This is a genomic window from Shewanella sp. HL-SH4 (assembly GCF_051164845.1).
Taxonomy (GTDB): Bacteria; Pseudomonadota; Gammaproteobacteria; order Enterobacterales; family Shewanellaceae; genus Shewanella; species Shewanella glacialimarina.
This window is the reverse complement of record NZ_CP195037.1, coordinates 3,198,398-3,216,574: the sequence shown is the minus strand read 5'-3', so window position 1 is coordinate 3,216,574 and position 18,177 is coordinate 3,198,398. Positions and strand designations below refer to the sequence as shown.

Genomic DNA, 18,177 nt, shown 5'->3' with positions numbered 1-18,177 from the left:
TAACGGTCAGAAACTGTTAAATTTTGCGTAATAGGTCACTGCCCTTATTAGGTGACTTCATGTTAATCTTACCCAATAGTGTTCATGTGCGTTTTGAGACTAGATATTATATCTAGTCAGCATGTCCATATAACTTGATAGGTTTAAATCAGATGGTTATTTTTTCTGCTTCGGCTATGTTTTTTTATTGTATTGCATTGATTCTTGCCACTAGCCGGCTATTTCATGCTGATGGTCCCAATCGCAAACTTCTTATGATGATATCTGCTCTGGGTGTGGTAATGCATGGCTTTGCTTTATCTCATTCAATTTTTACACTTGATGGGCAAAACTTCAGCTTAACCAATGTTATATCAATGGTGAACTGGATCATCGCATTTACCTTTACCGTTACCTTACCGCGGCTAAAAGTGATTGTCGTGTTGCCGGTAATTTATGCCTGTTCAATCATCTCGGTAGCTTTGCTATGGCTACTCCCTCCTCAATATATTACTCATTTTGAACTGCACCCGGAAATTCTTGCACATGTTGTATTATCGCTTATGGCATACAGTGCATTAATGATTGCAGCACTTTATGCACTGCAATTGTGGATTATTCAAAATAAGCTTAAAAATAAGAAAATGATCATGAGCACTGCTATGCCACCGCTTATGACCGTAGAGCGTCAGCTATACCACCTTATTGTGATTGGCTTTATTTTATTAAGCTTGTCGCTAGTGACTGGGTTTGTGTTTTTAGAAGATATGTTTGTTGATGGTAAAGGCCACAAAGCTATCCTGTCTATGGCTGCCTGGGCAGTATATGGCACTATGTTGTGGCAACACTACACAATAGGCTGTCGTATCCGCACTGCTGTGGTTTACAGTTTATCTGGTGCAGGACTACTTTCATTAGGCTATTTTGGTGCCCGTATTGTTAAGGAATTGATTATTAATTAATTCCCACTGTGGTTACGATTATGGAAGTAGCCATAACCGTTAAAAAGCGGGTATTTTCAACGAAATGAAGTTGTTCAACCTGCATGTTGTCTTTTACTTTACTGATATTATAAGCCTCTATAACTTGACTCTTTTCGTCAGTGGTTAATAATGCTGGTTAAATATATCTATTCTGGTCGTCAATAACGGCCTACATACCATAACGGAGCCCCCTTCCTTGGACGCTATATCTACCAGCGCACTGTTAATTTTCCTTGTAGTATTGATTTTGATTTCTGCATACTTTTCTGGTTCAGAAACCGCCATGATGACGCTTAACCGTTATCGTTTACGGCATTTAGCTGGCAGTGGTAACAAACCAGCACAGCGAGCGCTAAAGCTACTTGATAGGCCTGACCGATTAATTGGGCTTATTCTTATCGGCAATAACTTAGTAAATATTCTCGCTTCTTCAATTGCAACCATTATCGGTATGCGCGTACTTAGCCAATATAATATTGATGAAGCTGCCAGCATTGCTATCACTACCGGCGTACTGACTGTCGTTATTTTGATTTTTGCAGAAGTCACCCCTAAGACCTATGCTGCATTACACCCAGAAAGAATCGCCTTTCCATCAAGCATTATTCTGAAATGGCTATTGATTATTATGCTGCCGTTAGTCAAAGGGCTTAACATTATTACTACCGGTTTCCTGCGTTTATTGGGTATTAAAACAGTCAAAACCAATGATGCATTGAGCCAAGAAGAGTTACGTACCGTTGTTCACGAAGCTGGTGCGCTTATTCCCCAGCGCCACCAAGAAATGTTATTGTCGATATTAGATTTAGAAAAAGTCACCGTAGAAGACATTATGATTGCGCGTTCCGATATTTACGCTATCAATATGAATGATGATTTTAAGCTCATTAATAAGCTTGTTATCCAAAGCCCACATACTCGTGTATTAGTATATCGAGACACAATTGATGATTCGGTTGGGTTTATCCATTTACGTGATGCTCTTCGTCTACAATCAAAAGAGCAATTTAGTAAGTCATCATTATTACGTGCGGTAAAAGAGCTGTACTTTATTCCTGAAGGCACACCGCTAAACGTCCAACTAGCCAATTTTCAGCAGAATAAAGAACGTATAGGGCTGGTTGTTGATGAGTATGGCGACATTCAAGGGCTTGTTACGCTTGAAGATATTTTAGAAGAGATAGTCGGCGACTTCACCACATCAATGATGACGACACCAAGCGAAGATATTAACATCCAACAGGATGGAAGCTTTTTAATAGATGCAACTATTAACATTCGTGATTTAAATAAAGAGATGAAATGGGATTTCCCTATCGATGGCCCCAAAACACTCAATGGGTTAATTGTCGAGTATCTTGAGGATATCCCTGCGGCTAAAACGAGTTTGCGCTTAGCTGATTATCATATAGAAGTCATCGAAGTATCAGATAATATGATTAAATCCGTGCGGATTATGCCAAACTCACCCATCGTTGACCCGGATGATAGTATTATTGGTTAACAGTAATTGGTTAGCAGCAATGAATTAACTTCAAATTAGTTCACAAATAAAAAGGAACCTGCGGGTTCCTTTTTTTGTCAACGCCAGTACTTAACTCGCATTTTATTAATTTAGTTCTACACTTAAATTTAACACTTAAGATAATTATTAAAGTAAAAAAGTGTAAGGATCAACTGTGTGAGAAAAAAACGTCTACTAAGCTACTATACTTTTTTGTGTATATTATTTTTTGCTCCTCATCATACTCAGGCTGTGGTGCTATTTGACACGATTGGAGCCGAGCATGGCTTATCCATGAACACTGTTAATGATGTCATTACGGATCAAGATGGTTATTTATGGATAGCGACACAGGCAGGTTTGAATCGTTACAATGGTAAAGAAATAAAGATTTACTTAAAAGAAGATCAATATGGCCCATCAGGCAATCATATTAGTCATTTGTATTACAGTAAAAAAGGAGAGCTTTGGCTGTCCACCGTCAATGATGGTTTAAATAGATTCAAACCAAAAACCAAACGTTTTGAGCATTACAACGCGCCTAAATTTGGATTACCCTCTAGCGGAATTAACGACCTAAGTGAAGATAGTGAAGGTAATATTTGGATTGCTACTAATAATGGAATTTATATTTTTTCTGCTACCCAAAATGTGGTTATTGAACACTTAAATATCGGCGACAAAGGTTTATTAGATAACAATATTCACGGCCTATTTTTAGATAAATCATCGCGTTTATGGGTTTATCATAATCAAGGCCTACAACTTTACTTACCTGAACAAAAAAAATTAACCACGATATCTCAACAATCTAAGCAAACAAAATATATTACTCGTATTGCAAATGGAGACGGTAATAACATTTGGGTAGCCACCAGTAATAGTGAATTATTGCATCTAGATTTATCTCAAGGTTTAACATCGCCTACCACCACTTCGCACCAGTTATTTTTTCCCGATACCATTCAGCAAGACAATATCAATGACTTAGCTTTAGATATCGATGGTAAACTTTGGATTGGCTTTCAACAAGCAGGTGTAGCTTGGTATCAACCGGGCACACACCAATTTGAGCATTTTTCGCATTCTGCTAGTAACACTCGCAGTGTCAGCAGTGGTTTAATTACCAGGCTGTGGATAGACGACGAACGCCAACTATGGATTGGCACAAGAGGAGCTGGTTTAAGTAAAACAGATCTAAATAGCCAAGCTTTCAATACTATCAATCAATATGCATTCTTTGAAAACAATATCTCTGATAACGATATTAGAACTATTTATCGAGATAAACAAAACGTCCTTTGGATTGGAACCGCCCAAGGGTTATTCATTGCAGCTGAAGATACTCAAAGAAACATTACTGGTTTTTCACTTTTTACTCACCCACAATTTGATAGTAAAAGCTTTATTAGTTTTATAACACAAGATGATAATCAACAGCTTTGGATTGGTACGCGCGGCAATGGTTTGTTTATCATGGATATTAAAACCAAGGAAATTAACCAATATGTAGCTCAGCCAGATAACCCTCTGGCAATAGCAAGTAACCATCTTTATAGCATTTTATTCGATGACACTAAGCAAGCTTGGATTACGACAAAAGATGCAGGGTTAAGTTTATTTATACCCACTATACATGGTTATAAATCCTGGTCTCATGATCCCAATTCACCTGACAGCCTTGCGAGTAATGAGATAAGTCAGATTTTACCTGCTCAGCAAGGCGGGTACTGGATATTGACTTATGGTGCAGGGTTAATTCATATGTCTGTAGAGGGCAAATTTACCCAATATGCGCCAAACACTGTCGAGCAATTTCCTAGCAAGCATTTATTTAATGCGTATTGGATAAAAGATAGGTTGTGGATCTCTTCCAGTGATGGGGTTTTCTCTTTTATACCTGAAACAAAGGCGGTGCAACTATTTAATAAGCAAAATGGTTTAATCGACAATATCGCTTACCTTATGGTTAAAGATAAGTCGGATCAACTCTGGGTCGGTACATCTGAAGGGCTTAGCGTTCTTAATAGCAAAGATCATACAATTCGTAATTATACTGATGCAGATGGGCTTCAGAATAATGAGTTTAATTTCGGTGCAGGCTTTGTTGATGATAATAATCGTGTTTATTTAGGTGGTATAAATGGGTTTAACATTATTACCCCCTCTGATTTACCCGTCACTCCAGAACCTAAAACGCCCATTATCGACGAGTTTTACTTATTAAATAAGTTACAGCGCCTACAAGATGACACACGGTTTAATCAATCGCTGGATGTCAGTTATGCCGATAATATTCAGTTGAGTTATCTAGACACATTATTTTCATTTCGTTTTCACAGTAATAATTTACATCAGGCCCAACAGATTAAATATGAATATAGGATGCTAGGACTACATCAGCAATGGTTTGATGATTTAAACAGTCATGTTGCCCATTTTTCTGGCCTATCACCGGGTAAGTACCAATTTCAAGTCAGAGCTAAAAATCATAATAATCAGTTTAGTCAGATAAGAGCCTTGGAGATTCATATTATGCCCCCACCCTGGCAAACATGGTGGGCATATTTACTTTATTGCTTGTTTTTTATTGCCATCATCGGATTTTTTAGCTGGTTACAAACTCGTAAATATCGCATTAAAGTCTTTATGATGGAGCAAGTTGCTAAAAGCGAGCAGCGATTACAGCTCGCATTATGGGGCAGTGGTGATGAGTTTTGGGACTGGGATATTCGCAATAAAACCGCAACTCGTACTAATACTTTTTTACAATATCCTGAACACGAAATCAGTTTAATGGACACCCTACAACAGTGCGTTCACCCTGATGACTTACCCCATGTAATTAATATTATGACCTCTTGCTTAAACTTAGAGGAAAATAAATTTGAACTGGCTTATAGAGCAAAAACACCTGATGACAAATGGCTTTGGGTACTTAATAGAGGTCAAGTGATAGAGAGAAATAATCAAGGAAAACCAAACAGAATAACGGGTACAATAAAGAATATTCAGTCGTTGAAAGAAACTGAAGAAGCACTAAAGCTGCTCAACATTGAGCTTGAAGATAGAGTAAAGTCTCGCACTGAAGAGCTTAAACTCACTCAAAATGAGCTCATTGATAAGGAAAAAATGGCCACGTTAGGTGGACTCGTCGCAAGTATTACTCACGAAATGAATACTCCAATCGGTATTAGTGTGACAGCGACATCGCACCTTTCGGACAGGGTCGAGGAGTTCAATAAAAAATATCAATCTGGCGATGTTTCACACGAAGATTTTGAACTATATCAAACTGAAGTTGCTGATTGTGCAAGACTGATGCTATCTAATTTAAATAGAGCAACTAAATTAATACAAAGTTTCAAAAAAGTTGCGGTGGATCAATCGCATGAAGAAGTAAGAGACTTTAATCTGAAACAATATTTAGATGAAATATTTGTGTCGCTGCACCCATTATTATCCCGCACTAAACACCAATATGATTACCAGTGCCCTGAAGATATTTCATTACACAGTCAGCCGGGCGTACTGTATCAAATTATCAGCAACTTATTAAATAATTCGATAATTCATGCTTACCCTGATAATAAAATCGGCCAACTGACTTTAACCGTAACGCGAGAACCTAACGGGCTTAAAATTATTTATAAAGATGATGGATGCGGTATGTCAGATGAAATTAAGCAGAAGATTTTTACCCCCTTTTTCACCACTAAACGTGGCCAGGGGGAAGCGGCCTGGGAATGAACATTCTATATAACTTAGTTAATCAGGTTTTAAAAGGCAAAGTCACCTTGAGCACGGCTCCAGAACAAGGCGCTATATTTACAATTGAATTACCCGAAGAAATAATGACGAAACAAATAAATTGAATCTGGGTGTTTTATGTGTGCTTATATCGTATGCTAATCTATAGCAATCAATACAACACTAATCCTATAAATTAAAGGACAGACTAATGGACGAGAGACGCAAATTTTCGAGAATTCTATTTGATGCTAATGCTTATCTTGCTCAGGCTGAGTCTACCTGGCGTACAACGATTCTAGATTTAAGCCTTAATGGTGCTTTGGTCGAAATCCCTGACACATTCAGCGGTACAAAAAATAGTGATATAACATTAGAGTTTGTATTACCTGATTCAGATATTCAGTTAGTCATGAACACAAAAATTGTACATAAAACTAGCAAGCATTTAGGCTTACGCTGTTTACATATCGATGTTGAAAGTATTAGTCACTTGCGCCGTATTATTGAACTTAATTTAGGTGATGCTGAGCTGCTTAATCGAGAGTTGGAAATGCTTATCCAACCCGAAGAATAAATAACCGTTAAATTTAACGCTGAAAACGCACAACTAAAGTGCGTTTAAAGCTTCAGTTAATTTGTTCACCCCAATAACCTCCATTCCCGCAGGTGGTTTTTTTGGCATGTTAGCTTTAGGTACTATTGCACGTTTAAAACCATGTTTAGCTGCTTCAATTAAACGTTCCTGGCCATTAGGCACAGGTCTAATTTCCCCTGATAAGCCAACTTCACCAAAAACAACTAAATCAGTTGGTAAAACCTGACCGCGAAAACTCGATACCATCGCCAATAATAACGTTAAATCGGCACTGGTTTCAGTTACTTTCACACCACCTACAACGTTCACAAACACATCTTGATCAGACATCTGCAACCCACCATGGCGGTGCATCACTGCCAGTAGCATGGCTAAACGATTGGCATCCATCCCCACCGCGACTCGACGAGGGTTAGACATGGCTGAACTGTCGACCAGAACCTGCAACTCCACCAGCAATGGACGAGTACCTTCCCATACCACCATAACTAATGATCCCGATGATGCTTCATCGCCACGGGATAAAAATATTGCGGAGGGATTGGCCACTTCTTTTAAGCCACGTTCCGTCATCGCAAAAACACCCAACTCATTAATTGCGCCGAATCGATTTTTATGTGAACGTAAAGTACGGTAACGACTATCACTATCACCTTCAAACATCACCGAGCAGTCAATACAATGTTCTAATACCTTCGGGCCAGCTAAACTGCCATCTTTGGTGACATGGCCAACCATAATGACCGCTATACCATGCTGTTTTGCAAATCGGGTCAAATATGAAGCTGACTCTCGAACCTGAGACACACTTCCTGGCGAAGATTGAATATCGCTCATATGCATCACTTGAATAGAATCAATCACAATCACTTTAGGCTTTATTTGTATCGCAACATCACAAATAGCTTCAACACTGGTTTCAGACAGCATACGCAGATTTTGAGTCGGTAACCCTAGACGATGGGCGCGCATAGCCACTTGCTGTAAAGACTCTTCTCCCGTGACGTACAAGGCGGGCATAATTTGCGCTAATTGACACAAGGTTTGCAGTAAAAGCGTACTTTTACCAGCGCCAGGATGGCCGCCAATGAGTATCGCGCTACCAGGAACAATACCGCCACCAAGAACCCGATCTAACTCACCAAACGTACTGGCAATACGAGGTAACTCATTTAAATCTATTTGATCGAGCGTCTGTACTTCTTTACTGGTGGAACCGGCATAACCACTAAACTGATGGGTACGCGTAGCACTGCTTGCGCCCAAACGAACCTCTGTGATCGTGTTCCATTCCTGACAGGCATTACACTGCCCTTGCCAACGCGGAAAATCTTGACCACATTCATTGCACACATATGCTGTTTTATTCTTTGCCATAATGCTCAGTTAGTAAATTAAAAAGTTGAGGAAGAACTCTTTTCAGTCCAAGATATATCAAATCATAGACACTAATTGTTCTGTAAACTTTATCATTTATCTCAAATAGGGTTAAGATTAACTTCAGACCCATACTATTGATAAAGCAATGTCTTTTCATGCCGATAAGATTAACAGCCAGACTCACAATAAGCATTAAAAACGATAATAGAAGATGAGCCTAGACAACCACAGTGCACTTATAGAACAATTAAAGCCCTTATTAATGGAACCTGATTTTCAGGAACTGTTCGAAAGCCTTACGGCTGATGAATCAAATTCTACCCGCTTTTTACTTAAAATGGAGCTAAACCGCATATCAGCCCTGTGTACTCGCGTAATAGACTTACGTGATAAAACCGAACTGGCCTGTGAAGAAGTTTTCATTGGTAACCAACGACACTTTTTAGATGCGCCCTCAAAAGAAGCCCTTGAAGAAGCGTTACCTATTTATCGAAACAAATACACCTTAGGTGTGTATGAAAAAGTCATTAAAGCTCACCAAAAACGTAAACAGCTTAAACAAGAAGGCAGCACTAATGAGCCAAGCCTAAATGCCTCACCGTTTATGGTACCAGGTATTGTTTTAGGCAGTTATTTTAATCGTAGTGAAGAGCGAATGAACTACAGCATTAAAATTGCTGTGTCACAATCTGGCTCCGCTGAAGTATTAGGGGCTACCCTGGACTTATCCGTTGGCGGCGCCAGAATAAAACTCCCATTAAAACATAACTTTCAACCTGAGAGACCACTTAGGGTAAAGTTGCTTGAACTTAATGAAGAGTTTTACTTTGAAGACTTACAGCAAGGTGTTGATTACGCTATTGTTGATATCCAAAATAAAGATGACAGCGCCATATTTCGCCTAAAACGAATTGGTAGCAGTGAAGAACTAGATAAGGTTATTACTCAATTAATTAATAGTTATAAATTTCGCTACAAAGTCGATGTTAACGATGTCATTGTTAATGCCACAGGTTTAGGATTCGAGCGTCATTACTTACCCTTGCAACCTCATTTACCTGTCTACATTTCGATTAAAGAAGGTAAGCCTCATATCACCCATGCCCTGCTTGGTCGCGGTAATCAGCCATTACTGCATTTTTTTCAAAATGAGGATGATATTAACCAGCTGCCAGGGATGTTAACTAATAACCGCATAGTGCATTTATTAAAGTCACCGGATATTACTGAACATCAACTGATGTTTTGTTTTACACATATAGCCAACGAAAAAGTGCACTTTTATTCAGCGACATTATTTGAACTGCAACAAAGCGAACACTTGGGATTATTCTTAGGTTTTGGTTCAAAAAAGTCTAGTTGGCGGGTCTATAAATTAGTTAGCCAAAAAGTGGATCATAAACTGAATTATAAAACCTCTACACTTCCGGGCGATGATGCACAATATTCAGCATTAACAGAACAACAGTTGGCCAGCTTTAGTCATATTATTCAAGTTTGTGATATCACAAACTCAAGTGTAAATAGCCAATATCAAGCTTGGTTCAATAACCAAGATGTAAACCAACTAAAAACCTTTGCGCAACGTAAAATAAATGTCAATAGCATTAAAAGAATATCAATGCCATTTACAGAGCGGCGCCATGAATCAAGATTCGCTTTTAAAACATTAGTTAACATCAAACAAGGTAATAAAATTGCTTCTGGAATAACCCATGATATTTCTAGCCGAGGCTTGCAAGTAACCTTAGCGGAAGCATTCGATTTTAACTCACCAGCATCTGTTAGTCTTAGCTTGCCTAGCTTACAGGCCAAAGCAATTCAGATTGACTTGAGCGCATTACCATACCAACTTATTAGAACGCGCTCAAAAGGCAGCATACTTCATTTAAGTGCATTAATTGGTCACTCACCACATATCGGCGTTGAATTTTTAAATAAACTGATCAATCACAACAAAGCAAAGTTAACTCAACTGTCCGATAAAGATGGTGAACAAAAAGAGCTGGCTGATGGAATGAAAAATTTGATGATGCGTGAGCTAGTTAGCGTGCCATATTTTATTGAAAAACAGAGTAAATCATACTCCCTTTCAGCCATCGGCATTGGCACCAAAGTAGATGAGATAAGCCATTTATTCTCTCAAGATACAGATCAAATAATGCAATACAACCTGACACCGCTCATGGCAGATGGGGTGCTAAAAAGTCAAATTATAGATCCAATTAAAACAATGAAAGCCGCTGATGATATGCGCTTTTTTGAAGTATTCATTCAAATAACTCGACACGCTCGTGGCACAATCAATCTAAATTGCAAAGTTGCGACAGAAATCAGTGTCGTAGATCAACAATCTTTTATAGAACAAAGCCAACGTTTAGGTAGATTTATGGCGTTAAGGGTATATTTAGGGGCAGCAGATAAACCAGATATGAGCTATATTCGTCGTGAATTAGAATATATTACTATCCATGCAAATCATAAAGCCAAGCAGCTTGAAGAACAGCTCTGGAAAGTTATTGGTATTGGCGAGTTTCTAGACATCACGACAGAAGTAAAATTACGTTTCCCTAAACTGAGTACAGTGCAAAACAACAAGAACTTAGCCGCATCTTAATGGATCATAATAAAATAAGCTTTAGCATCGTCAGTCACTCAGCTCAAGATACCACTTTTTAATCTGCATAAAGTGGTCATCGTTGGCTTGTTTGTGAGTCAACATATCCGCATGGCCATAATCATTTAGGTAGCCATTTTTTTTAGCAAGCAAGGTATATTTTGCTTGCTGCAAACCGCACTCTGCCATCATATCTTGCACATCCGACGGGTTACCTAATACAGTGTCATTTTCTCCGGCAATAAACCACGTACTAGGCCAGTTTGCACTTTTTGCAGCAAGTGCGTAATTAAACTGGTCATCATGGTCTATCCACTCCCCCTAACCCAATCAATACTCTGGAGTAGTGAGTGATGGCTTTCATTATCCATACCAAATCGATAACGGTTAGCATCGAAAAAGCCTTGCCTAGATACACAAAAAGGGGCGAACCGGTTCCAGAAAAGATCTACCATTAGCCATTTTCGTAATGACTTAATTTTGATGGTACGTTTACTACCAAAAGTTAACAGTGAGGCGACACTCGTCTGTAAATCCGCAAACCGAGCTAAACTACTTGCCATTAACACTCCCCCCAGGAATGTGCGCTCCAATGTACTTTTGATGTCATAGGATGACGTTTTAAAATAAATGATTGCACCAAAGGTAACTGTTCTCTAATAACCTCCCCTTGGCCTAATTCATATTGCTTATCAATCAAGGGAGTACTTTTCCCTCTTCCTGCGGTATCTAGCACATAAACATCAAACCCTTGCTGCGCCATAAAACAGCCTAAACCACGCCCTGAGTCACTATAAAAGACTCGACCGTTAGACATGGCGCCATGCAGCATTAAAATAGGTGTAAGATGCTTATGCGAGGTTTGAGCCGGAATATAACGCAGATGTAATTGCCCCTGTCGATAGGGAATAAACAAAGATTGTTGAGTGGGTGATATCAAAATGGCAGCTATTGGTTTTTAGAGAATAATCCCATACTCAACCATAACTGCCATCAATATCAACTAAAATAGAGCAAACATCCTAAATAATACGACGGTGTTGTGTTGAGTGACACCTGCAGCGTAATGCTTACTATGCTTGTAAGCAAAAAACCAACGCGCGTAAATCTAATTTATTTACCGCTAAATTGGCTGCATTGATTAACTTAGGCTTAGCATGAAAAGCGATCCCTAAATCTGCCGTTTGGATCATAGGGATATCATTAGCACCATCGCCTATAGCCACTATCTGTCCCGCGTCTATTTGCCACTTTTGTGCACATTTATTGATAACGGTAGCCTTGTATTGCGCATCGACGACATCTCCACAAACATGACCGGTAAGTTTGCCATCTTCAATAACCAGTTCGTTAGCGAAGGCTGCATCTAACTTCAACAGGTGCATTAGGTGATTAACAAAAGGCATAAATCCACCAGAGGCGACAACCACTTTCCATTGATTAGCTTGTAACTCTGCTAAAGAGGCTGTTAAACCAGGCATTAATGGCAAATTTTTGCATAGTGTATCAATGATAGCTGCATCTGCATTAGCGAGTTTGCTTACTCGTAATCGTAAGCTTTGTTCAAAATCTAATTCACCTCGCATCGCACTAGCGGTGACTTCGGCCACTTCATCACCCACTCCAGCTAACACAGCTAGTTCATCAATACACTCTATCTGAATCGCCGTTGAATCCATATCCATCGCTAGCAATCCGCGCTGTTTCAACAAAGGTAATGGCGCAGTGATCAATAATAATTCAGCCGCTAAACTATGCTGAGTCACACTAATATCAAAAGCCGACTTCATTTCAGTAAAAGACTTACTGGCTGAAATTTCTATACCGATAAGATCATTTTCGCGTTCAAGTACGCTAAAATACGCAGGAAACGGCAGTTCAGCAAGCCATGCATCAATGTGTGATTGAGCCGATGATTCAAATATCACTCGAACACGTTCATGACTAAAAGAAGCGATATCACTTTGATACTGCGCCTCTTCATAGCGTTGGCATAATAGGTCATTGTGCCAATACTCAGTGGTAGATGATGCTAATAACCAAGATAGAATACTAACACCTCTGTTACTTGGGGTACGCTTATTAAGTGCATTGGCGGATGCTAGACTACTGCGGTGCATGGATCAGACCTCTTTGATTACAACTATCTACTGATGAGTTTTTAGATTAATATAATTTCCACACCACCAAGCCATCAACAATATGGCAATCAGGCGCCTACTAAGCGTTTCATTAAATAGAAAAATGACTGAGGATTAAAGTGATTTTTGTTAACGGTCTCAAGAAAAGACAAAAAATTAGCAGGATCATTCAGGTTATTGTTGCCATAGGCTTAGTATTAGGCCTAATCAATCTTTGGCAAAGCAGCTTGAAAAACGGTCAAAAACTGTTGAGTTCACAGACTCAACTTATGGCGAGAACCCTTGCGCAACAGGCGGCAAACGGTGCAGCTCCGGCTATGTTTTTACAAAATGATGAACAACTACGATGGCTGACATCGACTTTAGCGTCAGACCCTAAAGTAATGTCGGTTAATATTTATAACTCTCAAGGAGTCAGACTCGCTTTTGCCCAATCAGTGACTACCGATGATTTAGCACCTGATTCAGAAGCATTACGTCAACTATTAGCCAATTATCCACCATTAATTGAAAATGTGATGCAACAAGACAATAACCTTGGCTATGTGGAAGTAAGATTAGACCTGAGCAAATTTTTTGATGAAATTAAATATTTGCATCAAGAGAATATGGAACTATTGAAGTGGATGCTACTTGTGGCCAGTTTTATTGGTTTCTTGCTATCACGCGCATTATCGTTTAAGCGCGCTGACTTTGATCGTCGAAAAACACGTATTAAACAATTTAAGAAACATCTCGCCTCTAAAGATGAGCCGGAAGATAAAAGTTAATAAAATGATGTAAATATAAAATAAAAAATGGGCGCTTAATGCGCCCATTTTTATTGGTTTGCTATTAAAACTAAAGTGTTAATGCAGCATCCAAAGTCATCACTATCATGTCATTGAAAGTCGTTTGACGTTCATCAGAAGTGGTTTTCTCACCAGTACGGATGTGGTCTGATACAGTGACAACACATAGTGCCTTAGCGCCTAATTCATGGGCAACACCATATAAACCAGCGGCTTCCATTTCGACACCTAATACACCCATTCTTTCCATAACATCAAACATTTCAGGATCGGGTGTATAGAACAAGTCAGCAGAGAAAACGTTGCCCACTTGAATTTTAGTGCCGTGTGCTTTGGCAGAATCAACTACAGCGCTTAGTAAGCTGTAGTCCGCAATTGCTGCAAAATCTTGGTTTTTGAAACGTAAACGGTTAGCTTGTGAATCAGTACATGCACCCATACCAATAATCACATCACGTACTTTTACATCCGTGCTAATAGCACCACATGTCCCAACACGGATTAAGTTTTTAACACCGTATTCTTTAATCAGCTCATGTGCATAGATAGAACAAGATGGAATACCCATTCCTGAACCCATTACAGAAATACGCTTACCTTTATAAGTACCCGTAAAACCAAGCATGTTACGTACATCGGTTACTTGCTCAACATTTTCTAAAAATGTCTCTGCAATGTATTTTGCACGTAATGGATCGCCTGGGAAAAGCACTGTCTCAGCAAATGCACCTTCAACAGCATTAATATGTGGTGTAGCCATGTTATAACCCCTATGTTTCTATTTTATTTTGTATTGCTTAATCTTGTTGATAGTTTAGCAAAGCTATTAAGTTTTATATAGAACCGTCGTTCGAAAATGTGACTAATCTATAAAAGATTGGCCATAATCCATAGGTTCTAGCTTAAAATAGCTTGCAATCGACTGACCAATATCAGCAAAAGACTGACGACGACCTAATGAACCAGCGGCTAAACCTGCACCATAAGCTAATACAGGTACACGCTCACGAGTATGCTCAGTACCAACCCAAGTAGGATCGCAACCATGATCTGCGGTAAATACCACTAAATCATCTGGCTGTAAAATCGCAAATAATTCAGGTAAACGGGTATCGAAATATTCTAATGCTTTAGCATAACCTGCTGTATCACGACGGTGGCCATAATGAGAGTCAAAATCGACAAAGTTGGTAAACACTATGGTGTTATCGCCAGCACGTTTAATTTGCGTTAGCGTTTCATCAAATAGCGCTTCAAGACCTGTCGCTTTAAACTGCTGAGTAATACCACTATGGGCGTAAATATCAGCAATTTTACCAATACTGACCACTTCACCACCGGCGTCTTTAAGCTTATCTAATACAGTTGGCGCTGGTGGTAATACGGCATAATCATGGCGGTTACCGGTACGAGCAAAATCAGCTGCACCAGTCCCAACAAATGGGCGTGCAATAACACGTCCAATATTATACGGCTCTAACTCTTCACGGGTAATTTTACACAGCTTGTAGAGGTTTTCTAAACCGAAGCTTTCTTCATGACACGCAATTTGAAAAACAGAGTCTGCTGACGTGTAGAAAATAGGCATGCCCGTTTTCATGTGCTCTTCACCTAACTCTTCAAGAATGGTAGTGCCCGAAGCATGGCAATTACCTAAGAACCCTTCTAGACCAGCACGTTTTAGAATTTTGTCGGTTAATTCTTTTGGAAATGAATTAGTTAAATCGCTAAAGTATCCCCACTCATACAATACAGGTACACCCGCCATTTCCCAGTGACCACTGGGCGTGTCCTTACCTGAACTTAACTCATCGGCATGGCCATAGGCACCAATCACTTCAACATCAGCGTTAAAGCCATCAGCAAACTTACCCGTGCTTTCAAAGCCTGCATGGCCTAGGCCTAATTTAGCCAAGTTAGGTAAAACTAGTGGTCCTTTGCGGCCTATATCTGCTTTACCTTCTGCACAGGCTTGAGCAATATGACCAAAAGTATCAGAGCCAACATCACCAAACTTATCAGCATCGGTTGCAGCACCAAGACCAAATGAATCTAACATTAAGATAAAAGTACGTTTCATTGTGTTTTCCTTTATAAATCTGAAGCGCGAATATAGCGATAAATTTCAGGCGTCTTTTCTGGCGCACTATCGCCGATCACTATGGCCTGTTGAATTGCTGCCGCAGCTTCTGAAAATGCCTCTTCAGATTGCGCATGGATCATCGCTAACGGAACATCTTTGTTAACGGCTTGACCTAATGCACAAACTTGAGTTAATCCGACACTGTAATCAAGCGCATCGCCAGGTCTACGACGACCGCCGCCTAAAGTAACAACCGCTAAGCCAAGCTCTCTAGTATCCATTTTGTAAGCAAAACCACTAGTATTGGCATACACTGGACGAATAATTTTGGCATGGGGCAAATACTTATCATACGCCTCAACAAAGTCAGTTGGCCCACCTAAACCAGCAATCATTTTAGCAAAGGCTTCAGCTGCTTTACCATTATCTAATACAGTATTTAGTTTAATACGCGCTTCAACTTCATTTTGTGCAATACCGCCCAAAATCAGCATTTCAGCACATAAGCCCATAGTCACCGCATACAAACGTGGGTTGCGGTATTGACCGGTTAAGAACTGTATTGCTTCACGTACTTCAACAGCATTACCTGCACACGAAGCTAAGACTTGATTCATATCAGTTAATAATGCAGTGGTCTTGGTGCCCGCACCATTTGCAACAGCGGTAATACTGCGAGCGAGCTCTTCAGATGCTTCGTAAGTTGGCATAAATGCGCCACTACCCACTTTGACATCCATAGCCAGTGCATCGAGTCCTGCGGCCAATTTTTTAGATAAAATTGATGCAGTGATCAGTGAAATAGACTCAACAGTAGCTGTGTTATCACGGATGGAATAAAAACGTTTATCGGCGGGTACTAAATCACCCGTTTGGCCAATAATCGCTACGCCAGCATCTTTAACCACTTTGCGGAACAATTCGCTAGATGGCTCAGTTTGGTAACCAGGAATCGCATCAAACTTGTCTAATGTCCCCCCGGTATGGCCTAAACCACGCCCGGAAATCATGGGCACATAACCGCCGCAAGCTGCCGCCATAGGGCCAAGCATTAAACTAATAACATCGCCAACGCCGCCAGTACTGTGCTTGTCAATAATAGGACCGTTTAGTCCTAATGAGTCCCAATTTAACACTGTGCCTGAATCACGCATTGCAATCGTTAATGCAATACGTTCGTCCATACTCATATCTTTAAAGTAAACTGCCATACCAAAGGCGGCAATCTGGCCTTCTGATACCGTATTAGTTGTTATGCCGTTAACAAAGAATTGAATTTCTGCGGTGGAAAGAACTTCACCATTACGTTTTTTGCGAATAATTTCTTGTGCGAGGAACATAATATAGCCTCCATCTAGGCAATCCACTGGCTGCTAGATTTGGATCGCCAAAAAAATTGGTAGCGATAAGGTTTATTCACACTAGAGGTAATAAACCTTAGCTACAACATTGATTGTAATTAGTAACCTTGAATTGTTGCAGGCGCGTCAGCAAGCTCTAAGGTATGTAATAAGCTAGTCAACAGGCTTGATGCACCAAAACGGAAAGTACTTGGGCTGATCCAGTCTTCACCTAAAATACGGGCCGCAACAGCTAAAAACTCTGCTGTTTTAGCTGCATCTTTTACGCCACCGGCGGGCCTAAACCCAATTTTACGGTTCTTTTCGCTGATCACGGTTAGCATAATTTCAGCCGCTTCTAGCGTGGCATTAACCGGCACTTTACCGGTAGAGGTTTTAATAAAGTCAGCACCTGCATCAATTGATAGCTCTGATGCTTTGCGAATTAATGCTGGATCTTTAAGCTCACCCGATTCAATAATAACCTTAAGAATAGCATCATCACCACAGGCTTCTTTACAGGCTTTAACTAGCTCAAAACCGACGGTTTCATCCCCTGCCATTAATGCGCGATATGGAAATACCACATCGACTTCATCAGCACCGTAAGCAACTGCTGCACGAGTTTCTAATACTGCAATTGCAATATCATCGTTACCATGTGGGAAGTTAGTCACTGTCGCGATTTTAATGTCTTCACAATCAAGATCATTTAAGGTTTTACGTGCAATAGGAATAAAGCGAGGATAAATACAAATTGCAGCGGTATTACCTGCAGCAGTTTTGGCTTTATGACATAAGTCGATAACTTTTTGATCAGTATCATCATCATTTAACGTGGTTAGATCCATTAATGAGATACCAAGTTGCGCAGCTTTTTTTAAATCAGTCATGTTTGTTCTCCATAAAGAAAAATCAGTAGATAATTTTTGTCAGGGCAACAAAGTAAAGTGGCATATGATCATAGCTAACTAGGATATAGCTAAAAAGATTACAGCTTATATGATTACA

12 protein-coding genes and 1 pseudogene are annotated in these 18,177 nt (G+C 39.7%); 6 read left to right on the top strand and 7 right to left on the bottom strand.

Annotation, left to right across the window (positions count from 1 at the left end; translation table 11 throughout):
- The first annotated feature begins 152 nt into the window (after positions 1–152).
- The 4 genes from ACRWQL_RS15120 (at position 153) to ACRWQL_RS15105 (ending at position 6,793) form a co-directional block, all read left to right on the top strand.
- On the top strand, positions 153–941 hold the full coding sequence (locus tag ACRWQL_RS15120) for a cytochrome C assembly family protein (RefSeq protein WP_434931379.1): 789 nt from the start codon (positions 153–155) through the stop codon (positions 939–941).
- Between the two features lie 217 nt (positions 942–1,158).
- Complete coding sequence (locus tag ACRWQL_RS15115) at positions 1,159–2,466, top strand: HlyC/CorC family transporter (protein WP_434938770.1); 1,308 nt, start codon at positions 1,159–1,161, stop codon at positions 2,464–2,466.
- A 294-nt stretch (positions 2,467–2,760) separates the two neighbouring features.
- Positions 2,761–6,216 (top strand): two-component regulator propeller domain-containing protein, encoded by a 3,456-nt coding sequence (locus ACRWQL_RS15110; RefSeq protein WP_434950805.1) that lies wholly within the window; start codon positions 2,761–2,763, stop codon positions 6,214–6,216.
- A 211-nt stretch (positions 6,217–6,427) separates the two neighbouring features.
- Positions 6,428–6,793: a PilZ domain-containing protein gene (locus tag ACRWQL_RS15105; RefSeq protein ID WP_434931375.1), complete on the top strand. Its 366-nt coding sequence runs from the start codon at positions 6,428–6,430 to the stop codon at positions 6,791–6,793.
- Positions 6,794–6,826: 33 nt separating this feature from the next.
- Here ACRWQL_RS15105 and radA read toward each other — a convergent pair whose 3' ends face one another.
- Positions 6,827–8,191 carry a DNA repair protein RadA gene (radA, locus tag ACRWQL_RS15100; protein ID WP_434950803.1) on the bottom strand — a complete coding sequence of 455 codons (1,365 nt, stop codon included), beginning with the start codon at positions 8,189–8,191 and terminating at the stop codon, positions 6,827–6,829.
- 214 nt (positions 8,192–8,405) lie between these two features.
- Here radA and ACRWQL_RS15095 point away from each other — a divergent pair, with 214 nt between their 5' ends.
- A complete protein-coding gene (locus ACRWQL_RS15095) occupies positions 8,406–10,811 on the top strand; it encodes a PilZ domain-containing protein (protein ID WP_434950802.1) in 2,406 nt (801 codons plus the stop codon).
- Positions 10,812–10,841: 30 nt separating this feature from the next.
- Here ACRWQL_RS15095 and ACRWQL_RS15090 read toward each other — a convergent pair.
- Together ACRWQL_RS15090 and serB are read right to left on the bottom strand one after the other, a co-directional pair.
- Positions 10,842–11,748, bottom strand: a pseudogene (locus ACRWQL_RS15090) (alpha/beta fold hydrolase).
- Between the two features lie 136 nt (positions 11,749–11,884).
- Entirely contained in the window at positions 11,885–12,931 is a 1,047-nt protein-coding gene (gene serB / locus ACRWQL_RS15085; RefSeq protein WP_434950800.1) for a phosphoserine phosphatase SerB, read from the bottom strand.
- Between the two features lie 140 nt (positions 12,932–13,071).
- On the opposite strand from serB, the gene ACRWQL_RS15080 reads away from it, so the two are divergent.
- Positions 13,072–13,722, top strand: coding sequence for a YtjB family periplasmic protein (locus tag ACRWQL_RS15080; RefSeq protein ID WP_226413946.1), 651 nt, complete (start codon positions 13,072–13,074; stop codon positions 13,720–13,722).
- Between the two features lie 70 nt (positions 13,723–13,792).
- On the opposite strand, the gene deoD is transcribed toward ACRWQL_RS15080, so the two are convergent.
- The 4 genes from deoD to deoC all read right to left on the bottom strand — a co-directional run bounded on the left by deoD (position 13,793) and on the right by deoC (position 18,059).
- On the bottom strand, positions 13,793–14,503 hold the full coding sequence (gene deoD, locus ACRWQL_RS15075) for a purine-nucleoside phosphorylase (RefSeq protein WP_188840584.1): 711 nt from the start codon (positions 14,501–14,503) through the stop codon (positions 13,793–13,795).
- A gap of 102 nt (positions 14,504–14,605) precedes the next feature.
- Positions 14,606–15,823 carry a phosphopentomutase gene (locus ACRWQL_RS15070; protein ID WP_434950798.1) on the bottom strand — a complete coding sequence of 406 codons (1,218 nt, stop codon included), beginning with the start codon at positions 15,821–15,823 and terminating at the stop codon, positions 14,606–14,608.
- Between the two features lie 11 nt (positions 15,824–15,834).
- The gene (deoA, locus tag ACRWQL_RS15065) at positions 15,835–17,166 is read right to left on the bottom strand and encodes a thymidine phosphorylase (RefSeq protein ID WP_434950796.1); all 1,332 of its coding nucleotides are present in this window, start codon (positions 17,164–17,166) and stop codon (positions 15,835–15,837) included.
- 119 nt (positions 17,167–17,285) lie between these two features.
- On the bottom strand, positions 17,286–18,059 hold the full coding sequence (gene deoC / locus ACRWQL_RS15060) for a deoxyribose-phosphate aldolase (protein ID WP_434950794.1): 774 nt from the start codon (positions 18,057–18,059) through the stop codon (positions 17,286–17,288).
- Positions 18,060–18,177: the final 118 nt, after the last annotated feature.